General features: G+C 42.7%; 15 protein-coding genes. 10 read left to right on the forward strand and 5 right to left on the reverse strand.

Translation table 11 applies throughout. The features are described 5' to 3' along the window. The first annotated feature begins 96 nt into the window (after positions 1 to 96). Positions 97 to 1,209 (forward strand): 5-methyltetrahydropteroyltriglutamate--homocysteine S-methyltransferase, encoded by a 1,113-nt coding sequence (locus tag AC1TO6_RS16400; protein ID WP_482102696.1) that lies wholly within the window; start codon positions 97 to 99, stop codon positions 1,207 to 1,209. 46 nt (positions 1,210 to 1,255) lie between these two features. On the opposite strand, the gene AC1TO6_RS16405 is transcribed toward AC1TO6_RS16400, so the two are convergent. Next, positions 1,256 to 1,450: a hypothetical protein gene (locus tag AC1TO6_RS16405; protein ID WP_482102697.1), complete on the reverse strand. Its 195-nt coding sequence runs from the start codon at positions 1,448 to 1,450 to the stop codon at positions 1,256 to 1,258. 41 nt (positions 1,451 to 1,491) lie between these two features. Next, positions 1,492 to 1,734, reverse strand: coding sequence for a hypothetical protein (locus tag AC1TO6_RS16410; protein ID WP_482102698.1), 243 nt, complete (start codon positions 1,732 to 1,734; stop codon positions 1,492 to 1,494). A 188-nt stretch (positions 1,735 to 1,922) separates the two neighbouring features. Here AC1TO6_RS16410 and AC1TO6_RS16415 point away from each other — a divergent pair, with 188 nt between their 5' ends. Continuing rightward, positions 1,923 to 2,873, forward strand: coding sequence for a hypothetical protein (locus AC1TO6_RS16415; RefSeq protein ID WP_482102699.1), 951 nt, complete (start codon positions 1,923 to 1,925; stop codon positions 2,871 to 2,873). 137 nt (positions 2,874 to 3,010) lie between these two features. On the opposite strand, the gene AC1TO6_RS16420 is transcribed toward AC1TO6_RS16415, so the two are convergent. After that, positions 3,011 to 3,379 (reverse strand): VOC family protein, encoded by a 369-nt coding sequence (locus AC1TO6_RS16420; protein ID WP_482102700.1) that lies wholly within the window; start codon positions 3,377 to 3,379, stop codon positions 3,011 to 3,013. A gap of 490 nt (positions 3,380 to 3,869) precedes the next feature. Here AC1TO6_RS16420 and AC1TO6_RS16425 point away from each other — a divergent pair, with 490 nt between their 5' ends. The 8 genes from AC1TO6_RS16425 to AC1TO6_RS16460 all read left to right on the forward strand — a co-directional run bounded on the left by AC1TO6_RS16425 (position 3,870) and on the right by AC1TO6_RS16460 (position 11,520). Next, entirely contained in the window at positions 3,870 to 4,652 is a 783-nt protein-coding gene (locus tag AC1TO6_RS16425) for a hypothetical protein (protein WP_482102701.1), read from the forward strand. A gap of 5 nt (positions 4,653 to 4,657) precedes the next feature. Then, positions 4,658 to 5,428, forward strand: a complete 771-nt coding sequence (locus tag AC1TO6_RS16430) for a hypothetical protein (RefSeq protein ID WP_482102702.1) — start codon at positions 4,658 to 4,660, stop codon at positions 5,426 to 5,428. 2 nt (positions 5,429 to 5,430) lie between these two features. Continuing rightward, the gene (locus AC1TO6_RS16435; protein ID WP_482102703.1) at positions 5,431 to 5,799 is read left to right on the forward strand and encodes a GntR family transcriptional regulator; all 369 of its coding nucleotides are present in this window, start codon (positions 5,431 to 5,433) and stop codon (positions 5,797 to 5,799) included. Then, a complete protein-coding gene (locus tag AC1TO6_RS16440) occupies positions 5,792 to 6,490 on the forward strand; it encodes an ABC transporter ATP-binding protein (RefSeq protein ID WP_482102704.1) in 699 nt (232 codons plus the stop codon). Before AC1TO6_RS16435 ends, AC1TO6_RS16440 begins: the two co-directional genes overlap by 8 nt. A 7-nt stretch (positions 6,491 to 6,497) precedes the next feature. Further along, entirely contained in the window at positions 6,498 to 7,415 is a 918-nt protein-coding gene (locus AC1TO6_RS16445; RefSeq protein ID WP_482102705.1) for an ABC transporter ATP-binding protein, read from the forward strand. Next, complete coding sequence (locus tag AC1TO6_RS16450; RefSeq protein ID WP_482102706.1) at positions 7,384 to 8,337, forward strand: ABC transporter permease; 954 nt, start codon at positions 7,384 to 7,386, stop codon at positions 8,335 to 8,337. Before AC1TO6_RS16445 ends, AC1TO6_RS16450 begins: the two co-directional genes overlap by 32 nt. A gap of 447 nt (positions 8,338 to 8,784) precedes the next feature. Further along, a complete protein-coding gene (locus AC1TO6_RS16455; RefSeq protein ID WP_482102707.1) occupies positions 8,785 to 10,173 on the forward strand; it encodes a TldD/PmbA family protein in 1,389 nt (462 codons plus the stop codon). Positions 10,174 to 10,176: 3 nt separating this feature from the next. Further along, positions 10,177 to 11,520, forward strand: coding sequence for a TldD/PmbA family protein (locus AC1TO6_RS16460; RefSeq protein WP_482102708.1), 1,344 nt, complete (start codon positions 10,177 to 10,179; stop codon positions 11,518 to 11,520). Positions 11,521 to 11,613: 93 nt separating this feature from the next. Here the strand turns inward: AC1TO6_RS16460 and mscL are convergent, their stop codons facing one another. Further along, positions 11,614 to 11,994 carry a large conductance mechanosensitive channel protein MscL gene (gene mscL, locus AC1TO6_RS16465; protein ID WP_482102731.1) on the reverse strand — a complete coding sequence of 127 codons (381 nt, stop codon included), beginning with the start codon at positions 11,992 to 11,994 and terminating at the stop codon, positions 11,614 to 11,616. A 709-nt stretch (positions 11,995 to 12,703) separates the two neighbouring features. Further along, positions 12,704 to 13,033 (reverse strand): MGMT family protein, encoded by a 330-nt coding sequence (locus AC1TO6_RS16470; protein ID WP_482102709.1) that lies wholly within the window; start codon positions 13,031 to 13,033, stop codon positions 12,704 to 12,706. Positions 13,034 to 13,061 lie beyond the last annotated feature (28 nt).

Genomic DNA, 13,061 nt, shown 5'->3' on the forward strand with positions numbered 1-13,061 from the left:
GCGATACTGCCGTAAGAAAAGAAAAAGAGTTCGCCCATTCGCGTCCTGTTCTAATAAAATCAAAATCCACTAAAAAACAGAAAGAGGGAATTTACTATGACAAATCAAGCGACAACACTAACGAAAGCACCATTCAGAGCGGACCATGTTGGAAGTTTACTACGACCGGATAACTTGCATAAAGCGCGCAAAGACTTTAAAGAAGGCACAATTACTGCACAACAATTACGAGAAGTAGAAACACAGGAAATTAAACGGGTGGTTGATAAGCAAATTGAAATTGGTTTGGAACTTGTAACAGATGGTGAATTTAGACGTACATGGTGGCATTTAGACTTCTTGGAGCATCTGAATGGAATTGAAGGATTTGTACCTGAGAAGGGTTACACATTTGACGGGGTTGAAACTGAAAAATACGACGTTCGCAACACAGGTAAGATTTCATTTAACCCCAATCATCCATTCATTCAAGACTTTGTTGAGCTTAATGAAATCGTTGGCGGCCGTGCCGTTGTGAAACAAACGATTCCGAGCCCAAATCAACTCTTTAATATTGGAATACGTAATAGTGACATTTACCCTGACGTTGAAGAATTTGCAAACGATGTTATTCAAGCATACAAAGATGCTTTGAAAGCATTTTACGAAGCGGGTGTACGCTACTTACAGTTGGATGATGTCTATATTGCCGGGCTATCTGCACCGGAAATCCCGTTCAATGACGGAACCTATTCAAGAGAACAATTAATCGACTTGGCACTGCGCGTCATTAACGGTGTGTTAGAAGACAAGCCGGAAGACTTAGTCGTAACAACACACTTATGCCGCGGAAACTACCAATCAACGTGGGCGTTTGAAGGAAGCTACGCACTGATTGCGCCAACACTCCTTGCAAAAGAAAAAGTAGATGGCTTCTTCTTGGAATATGATGATGAACGTTCAGGAGACTTTAAACCATTGGATCATGTTCCAAATGGTGGAGCAAAAGTCGTGCTTGGTGTTGTTACATCGAAAAATGGAGAAGTAGAAGACAAAGATGCGGTTATCGCGCGCATTCAAGAAGCGGCGCAATACGTGCCACTTGAACAGCTGTGCTTGAGCCCACAATGCGGATTTGCATCAACGCATCACGGAAACAAACTGACAGAAGAACAGCAATGGGAGAAATTGAAATTCATTGTAGACGTAGCGAAAGAAGTCTGGGGCTAAATAAAATAAACCTGAATAAAGCTCATTTGCTTTGTTCAGGTTTTTTTCATTCCACAGTAAATGGTACAGCGACAGATAACTCGTACAACGGCTCACCAAGCGATAAAAATGTTTTCACAAGACGGTATTCACCTGGGATCAGTGTCACACCGAGCGCGTCGACCGAAAAAGTCTGGCGTGCTTTGCTTCCGGATGACAATACATTTCCATAGTCTTTGAAGGACGGATTCTTTAAGAACACGGCATCTGAATACGTAATGACAAACCACTGGCCATCTTTATTTAATTCAATATGAAAAACTCACCCAATTGATAGTCGGATGAAGTGGCATTTTGTACGACTGTCTTGATAACAGATGGTGATCCCAGGAAAGCATCTTCTTCAAGCGTAAGTGATAACCCTTCTTCGGATGCATGCATCTCTTGGTCAGGAACTGGGTAAGACAATGTAGAAATGGTAGATTCATTTCCGCAGGCGGTGAGAAGAGATATAAGAATAAGTACAATTGTTAGTTGTTTTTTCATAAAAGGGTACACCTCCACTTCCATCATATCCCTTTGATTGTGGATAAACATTGATCAAAACCAAGTACTTGGTTGTGGATAAGTTGTAATAGTGAAAAAATATTAATTATGCACATGTGGACAGTTTATTGCGAGAGAATGAAACTTCCCCCTCAGATTTCCGTATAACAAAGAAAGGGGTGGTTTTGGTGAGAACAGATCTACGTGAACGGCAATTGGTGCTAGCAATGACACGGACGCAACGCAATCGGATCAAACGGCGGTTGGAAGGGACTGAGTCGCAACTATCAGAAGCAATTGGAATGCGTGATAAGTTTCGAGAACAGCTGACAAAAGAGCAGCGTGACGTCGTGAAACTTGGGAAGTTCTCTTTCATGAATAAAATTAGTGAGTGGACGGGCACATGGGATGAAAAAATGGAAAAGGAAATTTCAGAAGCTGCTGAGGCTGAATTGCAATACAATGAGGCTGAAAAAGTAGTGATAGATTTAGAGGCGGAAGCCAAACAACTGCGTGAAGAGATGAAAAATCCAACTTTCTCTTATATAGATGAAGACTGGGCAGATTTTATCAAGGAAAAGGAGACATGGATTCGGCACAATGATTCCGTTGCAAACAGTACACTGCAAAAAATTGCAGATGACCGGGTAAGGGTGCGTTCGCTGTGCCGCGAAATCGACGAAGCAAGCGACGCTGGTCAAAAAGCTAGCCTTGCACTTGATGCGGCGCTGGATGAGCTTGGATCGGCGGAAGGTATGTCGGTTTGGGACACGTTTCTTGGCGGCGGTTTGATTGTATCAGCGCTCAAGTATTCCGAAATTAACAGTTCCGACGACCTCGTCCACCGCGCGCAACGTGCACTTCGCCATTATGAAACAGAATTGATGGACGTTCAGAATGCTGCGACTGAATCATTCATAGTAAATAAAAAGGATATTTTCACATTTACCGATCTGTTTTTTGATAATATATTTTCAGACTGGATGGTTCATTCGCGCATTACAGATGCGAAAAGCAATTTAAATGCTGTGTTACAAGACGTTCGCAAAGTACAGGACAGACTTGCAAGAAAGCGGGATGAAATGATCCATGAGTTGGAACAATTGGATGTGCAGGAAAAGGCGATTATTGAAGCGTGACGGCTAGTCCGCGGGGGATTAGTAGCGTTCGGCAGCCTGTCATGGCAAGCAAAAAAATCTTTACTCTTAAAGCAGCGGGATGCAGGTAATGCATCCCGCCGTATAATGGAGCAGTTTTCGAACAACTGCTGCATGGTTCATGCGAAAGCCAAAAATTCAAGCCGATTGCCAAAAGGATCCTGTGTGAAAAAGCGAGAACGGCCTTCGATTGGGGGCTCTTCGCTAATGATGTAACTAGCTTCTTCCAATCGCGATTTTAACTGATCAAGTGCATTCACTGTAAAACCGGGGTGCGCTTTTTTGGCAGGGATGAAGTCCTGCTGAATGCCGATGTGCACTTCGTGTGAACCACACTGGAACCAGCAACCGCCGCGTGCCTTCAAGTTTTCCGGTTTTGGGATTTCCTGCATGCCAAGAAGGTCTCCATAAAACGTCCGAGCTGCATCCTCAGAACCGGGTGGCGCTGCAATTTGGATATGATCAATGCCTGTTAGAAACGAACTCATGATTCATCACTCCTTTGAACGTTGTACCTTCAGTATAGCCCTCATTTAACCGCGGCACCATTCCTCATTTTGGACTACCAAGCATAAGTAATTCCTATTGACTTTATTGAAACCATTCAATTTTTCTTATCATTATCAATTTCATAATTACTTATTTACATTAAACACCGGTGACTAGGGCTTGAAAATCGCCATTTTCTTTGGACTAATTTCGGCTTCCTGTTGTGATTATTAGCCTGTCGCATCCCTATTTATCAAGACATTTCGATAATGATATAGAAGTCGTTCAATTCAAAGCGATGCAATAGCATTTCTATAAATAGAGCCCAGTGTTTGTTCAAGTTATTTACTGGTTATTTTTATTTAATCAACAGACGTGATAAAATTTTTGATTATCAAATTATCTCATTAATCAAACGAATATCTTTACACCATATTGCATATAGTGTACTATGTAACTAATACACCGATACATTAAGGAGGAAAGCTTATGAAGCAGTGGAATGGGTTAGTGAAAAAAGAGTGGATAACGATGAAATGGGCGTTACTCGTTAGTGCATTGTTCGGAACCCTTGTCATGTCCTTTTTTCCGTTATTGATAACCAGATTTTTGGGATTAGAAGTACATATTTTTGAAGTTGCGCTTGTTATCTGTTTTCTATGGGCGATTGCAAGTGCATTAGCTCCCGTAACTGCATTGTTTACGATGCTGGAAAGGGACATGAAGCGTCCAGATGTATGGCTTCATTCGACAGCATCTATTTATAAACTGGTTGGAGCAAAAGCATTGTTGGCATCCTTTATTGGGGCAGTAGGACTGCTAATTCCTACAGTCGTTCTTGCTATACAATACGCATTATTCAAATCTGCAACAATTACATTCAACGATTTGTTTTTCTTCGGAAGTATTTTCATCGTACTGGTTTTTGTGGTTTCAATCATTTTCATGAGTGTCGGATTTTTCTTCTGGGTCATTGATCGTCTTATGAAACCCTTCTTAAAGGGATATTCAATAGTGGCTACTATCATTTTGTTCTTCGTTTCAACCCGAATCTATAGTCTAATCACTCTTTCGGAATTTTATCAGAAGCTGGTGTCGATTGGACCTATTGATGTCATGAAACTCAAAAATCCGTCACTTAATGTGGAGTTCATTTACATTGAGCATATGGAGACACTATTTTACTCAGGTGAAATTCTATTCAATGTTTTTTGTACAGTCGCTTTGTTCATCGTAGCAGCTGTTCTGTTTGAAAAGAAAGTGAGGTTGTAAAGCCTATGAAAAGATGGAGAGGGTTAGTGCTAAAAGAATGGGTACAGATGAGATGGAGACTTATTTTCTATATTTTTATCAATAGTCTAATCCTATTCTGGGGTGTGGATCACCTGGTTTTTGGATTGCCAGAGGATCTTTTCGCTTCTCTTCAACCGATGATTGGACTTTGTTTCATACTCCACTTGGTTATGGCGGTAACCTTGCTATTTGATAGTCTTGGAAAGGAAATGGGACATCTGGCTATTTGGCTTCATTCCCCAGCGTCGATGTGGCAGCTGGTGGGTGCAAAATTTTTACTAATTAGCTTGACGGTAGGCTGTTCGCTCGTATTGTGCGGGATGATTGCTGGAATTACTTATTACGCGGACAGTGGAACGGTGTCCGTTGTAGACAATCTGCTTATATTGCTTAGTGTGGGCGCTGTCATTATGTTGAACGCCCTCTATGGCATGGCACTCGTGTTTTTCTTCTGGTCGATTTACCAGGTGTTTCGTTCACGGATAGGCTTGTTCTCGATTGTTGTCATCATTATCTTGGTCAACATTTGGATTATTGGATGGGGATTTATCTGGTTCACGGAGGCATTCCAAACGGTCAAGGATATGGGGCCAATGTATGGCTCGATTCAGGAGATGAATCTACTAATGTTTAACAATTACATTGTCCCAAGCGGAACGATTTTAACAATCGGCAGTATTGTATTATACGTTTTGCTGACGGTATTCTATTTCGTTTTCGGGTCCATGTTATTCGAAAAGAAAGTGAGGTTGTAACAATGGGCATTAATTTTCTTCCAGACAAACCGATTTACCAACAGCTCATCGACCTGATTACGGGAGATATCATCCGAAGAACGTTGAAGCCAGGGGAGAAATTGCCGTCTGTTCGTGAGTATGCCATTGAAGCTGGTGTGAATGCCAATACGATGCAGCGCGTCTATAAGGAGCTGGAGCAAATGGAAATCACCGAAACGAAGAGAGGGCAAGGATCTTTCGTCACGGAAGATGAAGTGAAAATAGCCATGCTGCGTAATGAAATGAAGGAACAGCTTGTGGCGTCATTCATTCAAAATGTTGAAGCACTTGGTTTTACGACCTCAGAAATGCTACAGCACCTACAGGAAAGGAGTGGAAAAGATGATTGAACTAAGAAATATATCGAAAAAGTATGGCAGACGAAAAGCGCTTGACGGTCTTACACTTTCCCTGCCGCAAGGAAAAATAATCGGGCTTGTTGGAGAGAATGGAAGCGGAAAAACAACGCTGTTGAAACTGATTGCCGGATTAGTGACACCTGATTCCGGAAGTGCTGTGTTAAACGGAAGTCACATTAAGCGAAGGGTGGCATCCACTATCGCTTATATGCCGGACACGGACCTGTTCTATCCGTATTTCACTGTGGGTCAACTCATCGAATATTACGAGTCGCAGTTTACCGATTTTAACTTGGTGAAAGCAAAGGAGATTGCGCAATTTTTAAACCTTTCACTCGATTCTAAAATAAAACATTTGTCCAAAGGGAACCGGGGACGTGTCAAAATTGCGGTGACGCTTGGACGTGAAGCAGATTACTATTTGTTGGACGAACCCTTCTCCGGTCTCGATCCGATGGTGCGTGATGACATCGCGAAAGGCCTGATTCGTTTCACTGATACTGAGCGCCAAACCATTATAATGTCGACACATGAAATAAAAGAAGTGGAACCATTGCTCGATGAAATCGTAGTACTAAGAGGGGGACGTATAATCGCGCATGAAGCGGTTGACGAAATCCGGAATACTTACGGGAAAGATGCCACCTCATGGATGGTGTCACTGTTCAAAAAGAAAGGGTGATGTGGGGATGAAACCAGTAGTAGAATTAAAGAATTTATCGAAAACAATCGGTAGAAAAAAGATTATCGACAACTTGAGTCTATCGTTGTATCCTGGACAAATTACAGGGTTCCTCGGACCAAACGGAGCTGGGAAAACGACGACAATTCGCATGATTGTTGGTCTCATGAAGCCATCGGGCGGGGATATCGTCATTGACGGTAAATTACTAGCTGATGATTTTGAAGAAGGCCTATCAAAGGTCGGAGTCATTGTAGAGAATCCGGAAATGTACAAATTCATGTCGGGTTACAAAAACTTAGTGCACTTTGCACGTATGCATGACGGTGTGACAAAAGAGCGGATTAATGAAGTCGTTAATAAGGTAGGAATGCAAAATCGAATTCATGAAAAAGTATCAACCTATTCACTTGGAATGAGGCAGCGACTCGGATTGGCACAGGCACTTTTACACAATCCGAAGTTTCTGATTCTCGACGAGCCGACAAATGGACTCGATCCCGCAGGAATTCGCGAGTTCCGGACGCATCTAAAAGTAATTGCGGAAACAGAAGGCGTTTCTGTTTTTGTATCAAGCCATATGCTATCGGAAATTGAACTTATGTGTGATCGGATTGCAGTCATTCAGAACGGGAAACTGGTTGATATCCGAGATGTGTCGAATGAGCAGGAATCTCATTACTATATTGAAGCATTTCCGACAGAAACTGCTGAAGCTTTGCTAATTGCGGGCGGATTTACAATTGAACCACTGAATGGCGGATTTATCATTAATGCAGAAAAAACGCAGGTACCAGGACTTATCCAACAGATGATGGCACAGGAAATTCAATTGTTTGCAGTCCAACCGCATCGCAAAACACTGGAAGATCAATTCCTAGAAATGACTGGAGGTGGCCAGATTGCTGAAGCTCATACAAAATGAATGGATGAAATTATGGAGTAAAAAAGCGACTTGGATTATGACTGGCCTACTCGTGTTGGCGATTTTAGGAATGTTCGGTCTGACGAAATGGATTGATTCGGTCAATGATTACGACGAACAAGATTGGAAAACAAATGCACAGAGCGAATTAACCTACGCAGAACAAGATCTTAGCAGTCCGGGCCTTTCAGAAAGCGACCGAAAGCGAATTGAAAAGAATAAGAAGATTCTTGAATACCGCTTGGCAAATTCAATCGAACCGCTAGACGGTAATAGCCGGGAAAGTATGATTATGAATTCAAGTACGATCGTCGGAGCCATCGTTGTTTTGCTGACGGTTATTGTTGCAGCAGGAATTGTTGCATCTGAATTTACGCAAGGAACGATAAAGATGCTGTTATCCCGCCCCGTCAAAAGATGGAAAATCTTAACGTCCAAATACGCGACGGTCATATTATTTGGCATTTTTCTTATGTTACTCGGATTTATCGTTTCCATACTTGGAGCGTTTCTCTTATACCAATCAGGCAATGGTGCAGAACTTGTTTGGAACGGGAAGGAAGTTGTAGAAGTATCGGTTTGGGGTAAAGGGCTTTATATGTTGTTACTATCATTCGGGAATGTTTTCGTAACGGCAACATTTGCGTTCATGATTGGTAGCGTATTCCGTTCTAGCTCACTTGCAATCGGACTATCGCTGTTCATCTACTTCATGGGCTCGACATTGGTCATGCTATTAGCAAAATACGAAGTCGTGAAATACATCGTCTTCACACATATGGATTTGACGATTCATGAAACAGACTTTCAAATTGTAGAAGGCATTACGATGCAATTTTCACTCGCCGTTCTTGCGGTGTATGTTGTAATATTCCTGTTTATCAGCTATACGACGTTCATTAAACGGGATATCACTGCTTAATCGCTCTTTTTTTAACGAGATAGTCAGAGGTTTGCCCGAATGTTCTCTCGTGGAAATGCTAAATTACCAAACAAAAAGCCCTCCATCATCGGAGGGCTTTTGCATGTAATTAATTATGGTTGCTGAATGTACGAACGAGACCAGCGATATTCCCTACGATTACAAATGTAAACAGTGCGATTAGAATGTATACGAAAAACATTGGCTATCACTCCTTTTATACAATAAATCCTACCTCTATTATACCACTGGGTTGATGGGTGGGCAATGATATCCCAATTGAACTGCTACTAATTGTGACGAGGTTGTTGAGCAAGAGGGATTGAATCAGAAGTTCTTATTGTCTTGTGACAATGAAAAGTCCACAAATTTACTAAATTACCAATGAAAACATTACCATTGCATAGAGTATTCGATATAATCAGATAGTGAAGGGGGAATGGGAATATGATCAAGCAGTCAACGATTGAAAACGTGTTAGAAGCCGCACTTTCTACAGGCGGCGACTTTTCGGAAGTGTTCATAGAAGACAAATTGTCTAATGTAATGGAGTTGCAGGGTGGAAAGATAGAAAAAAGTATTTCTGGCCGAGACTTCGGTATTGGGATACGTATCTTTTCAGGTCTGCAGAGTATTTATACGTACACGACCGATTTCTCAGAAGAAGGATTAATTAATGCGGCGAAACGGGCAGCACTCGCCATCAAAGGTGGAGGCAGCGGAACAATTCACCCGCTTCAGAAAGAGACGTTTGAAGCAATCCATAAAATTGCCCAAATGCCGCAAACGGTGGAGAATGCACGGAAAGCGGCAGTCATGAAAAAAGCCAATGAAATTGCTAGAAATTACGATGAACGCATTAAGCAGGTAGAACTTCGATATATTGACGAGCAACAGAACGTTCTCATTGCAAACTCGGAAGGGAAATTCGTTGAAGACACACGTGTCTATAGCAGGCTTGCTATTCAGGCAACTGCATCAGACGGTATTGAATTGCAAACTGGTTTCTACGGTCCGGGTGCACATGCCGGTTTTGAATTTATCGAAAACCTTGACCTTACTCATTACGCGGGTGAAGCTGCGCGCATTGCGGTGACGATGCTTGAAGCGGATGAATGTCCGAGCGGAAAGTTTCCTGTCATCATTGACAATGAATTCGGTGGGGTCATTTTTCACGAAGCTTGTGGGCATGGACTTGAAGCGACAGCCGTTGCGAAAAACAATTCCGTTTTTGCAAATCGAATTGGTGAAAAAGTCGCTCCGGATATCGTAACGTACATCGATGACGGAACACTGCCAAATGAGTGGGGATCGCTCAATATTGACGATGAGGGTGAAAAGACGCGAAAGAATGTTCTAATTGAAGACGGCATTCTCAAAGGCTATCTCGTCGATAAATTCAATGCGCGTCGCATGAATACCGAAGCGACAGGTTCTTCACGCCGTCAATCATACCGTTTTAGTCCGACATCCCGTATGACGAATACCTATATTGCTTCAGGTAAATCGACTCCCGAAGAAATTATTGCATCGACTGAACACGGTATTTATGCAAAATATATGGGCGGTGGCCAAGTGAACCCGGCTACTGGTGACTATAATTTTGCCGTGGCCGAGGCTTATCTAGTGAAGAATGGAAAAATTGACCGACCAGTACGTGGCGCAACATTAATTGGAAACGGCGCAAAAACACTGCAGCTCGTTGACATGGTTGGTAATAATCTTGCACATGGCGCAGGAATGTGTGGATCAATAAGTGGAAGTTTGCCGGTCAACGTTGGCCAGCCTATGATTCGTATCAGTGAAATTACCGTCGGCGGGACAAAGGGGGAGTAATTGATGACGATTAATGAATTTCAAAAGAAACTGTTGGCTGAAGCTATGAACGCAGGTTTTAAAGAAGCTGAAGTTTATTACGAGAAGTCCGAGTCGTTTCAGGTCATGATTTTCGAAGGGGAAATTGACAGTTACGAGACGTCTGAAGAAGGCGGCCTTGGTTTACGTGGACTCTACAATGGTAAAATGGGATACGCTTATACAGAAAAAATTGAAGAAGCATCAATCGGATTTTTGATAAACAGCGCCAAAGCCAATGCGGATATCCTTGATGAAGACGACGGAACAGACATATTCGAAGGCAGTGAAACGTATGGGGCGCATGATTTCTACAGTGAAGCGCTCGCGCAGGTACCCACACTTGAAAAGATTGAACTCATCAAGTCAATTGAAAAGAAAGTTTTTGCATATGATCCACGAATTGTCACGCTCAACTACTGTGCGTTGCAAGAGTTTTCGGCGGAGCGCGTAATGGCGAACAACAAAGGCCTAACGTTGAATGAAAAGCAGAATGGACTCATTATCTTCGTTTCAGCAGTCGTTAAAGAAGGGGAAGAAATGAAAACGGGAAGCTTTAGTAAAATGACGCGTGATTTCAGTGAACTTGACGCTGACGCAATTGCGAAAGAAGTAGCGGAAGAAGCTCTGTCAAATCTGGGGGAACAATCAATTCCAGCCAAGAAGTACAAGGTTATCCTACGCCACGATGCATCTGCATCGCTACTCGCCGCGTTCACACCAATCTTTTCGGCTGAGAACACACAGATTGGTCAGTCATTATTAAACGGGAAAGTTGGGGAACAGATTGCGTCTGCTCATTTCACGTTACTAGATGATCCAACACATCCAGACGCGATTGCCGGTTCGAACTTTGACGGAGAAGGCGTTGCGACTAAAAAACGTGCAATCGTCACGAATGGGACACTAGAAACATTGCTTCATAACCGGAAAACGGCGAAAAAAGATGGTGTCGAAACGACCGGACATGCACGTAAATCATCCTACAAAAGTACACTGACAGTCGCTCCACAAAATTTGTATATTGCACCAGGTACGAAGAGCAAGGAAGAAATGATTGCATCTACACAAGAAGGCGTTTTGATCACAGGCTTGTCAGGCCTTCATTCCGGAGCGAGTACAGTCTCAGGCGACTTCTCCCTCGCTGCAACAGGCTTTTATATTAAAGATGGGCATATTGCATCCGCTGTTAAACAGATGACAATTGCCGGAAACTTCTTCGATTATATGAAAGACATCGAAGAGACAGGCTCAGACTTGGAATTCAAGCCAGGCGGCTACGGTTCGCCATCCGTTGTGGTAAAAAGTCTTTCTGTTACGGTCGATTAAATCGAGATGACAGATGTAGTAACTAAGCTACTTTTTTCGGAATAAAAAAAGGGGCAATCCCATCGCTGGGATTACCCTCTTTTTAGTTGAATATTAAAGTGTTTTTCCTTCTTTTAACAAGTCACGAATTTCCTCTAGAAGTGCTTCTTTAGCGTCGATTGGTGCATCATCAACGATTGGCTCTTCTTTACGCTTGAATTTCATAAGCAAACGAATGACCATAAAGATAGCAAATGCAACAATAAGGAAATCGATGACGGTTTGAATGAACATCCCGTACATAATTTTAGTATCGAGGAAAGTATAGCTTAATCCGGAGAAGTCAATGCCGCCTGAAATTAGTCCGATTAATGGTGTAATAATATGTTCTACGAGTGAGGATACGATTTTTCCGAATGCAGCACCAATTACAACTGCGATGGCAAGGTCAAACACATTGCCTTTAAATGCAAATTCTTTGAAGTCTTTTAACACTTCATTCAATCCCCTGTCTCTTCTTAACTTTATTGTAGGGGTAAACTATGTAAGGACTTTACCCACTATCAATAGATTATAAACCGAGAGAATACGTTTAACAACAGTCGCAATACATAGAGAATGGGTTAGAAATCCTGCTAATACCGCTCTTGCGCTTTGTGGATGCCTCCCGTGATAAGCCGGAGAGAAGAGCACTTTCAGTCTTATCGCTCCGGCTACCACGAAGTTGAGCCTTCTCTAGATGGTCCATGTTAGAAATGGAGAGAATTAGATGTTCTGCTAATACCGCTTCTGCGCTTTGTGGATGCCTCCCGCGATAAGCCAGAAAGAAGAACGCTTTCCGTCTTATCGCTCCGGCTACCACGAAGTCGCGCCTTCGCTGGATGGTCTCTATGTAGGGAAGCACATTTCGTTATCCGGAATAAAATCTGCAGCTTGTAGTGCGTATTTCTTCAATGAAATTAGTATCAAATAGTAATCACATTATAATCTCAGTCCCTACATCTCAAAATCACTTTCAATAATGGAAAACTCCAGCGCAGGCGCGGCAAAGGGGTAGCCGAAGCCCTGAGACTGGATGCGAAGCGTTAATCCAGGCTCATGGCGAGAGGCATCCCCAAAGCGCCAAGCGATCTAAAATGTGCACTCTGAATTAAAACTCTATCGATATTGGACACACCGAACCGCTCTCTCTCAATATTGCTATTCAGCCGTCCACTGCGTCATCAGGAAACCAGCGGTAAACAGTCAAATCAACTTTACCGTCCGCACTAAATGTAACGCCTTCCATTTCAAGCAACTCGCGTTGGTGAAAACCCTTGCTTTCCACGTCGGCAGGTGCAGAAATTCCGCCTTGTGCATTGATGATTCGGTGCCAAGGTAGCTCATACTTTGCACTCATCGAGTGGAGTACCCGGACAACTTGCCTTGCGCCACGCGGACTTCCGGCAGCCGCGGCAACTTGTCCATAAGTCATGACGTGCCCGACGGGGATACCTTGGATAATTCCTATGACTCGTTCGGTAAATAAATTCATAAACAACACTCCCATTTTGCGTTACTTC

This window comes from Sporosarcina sp. Y352, assembly GCF_056786535.1.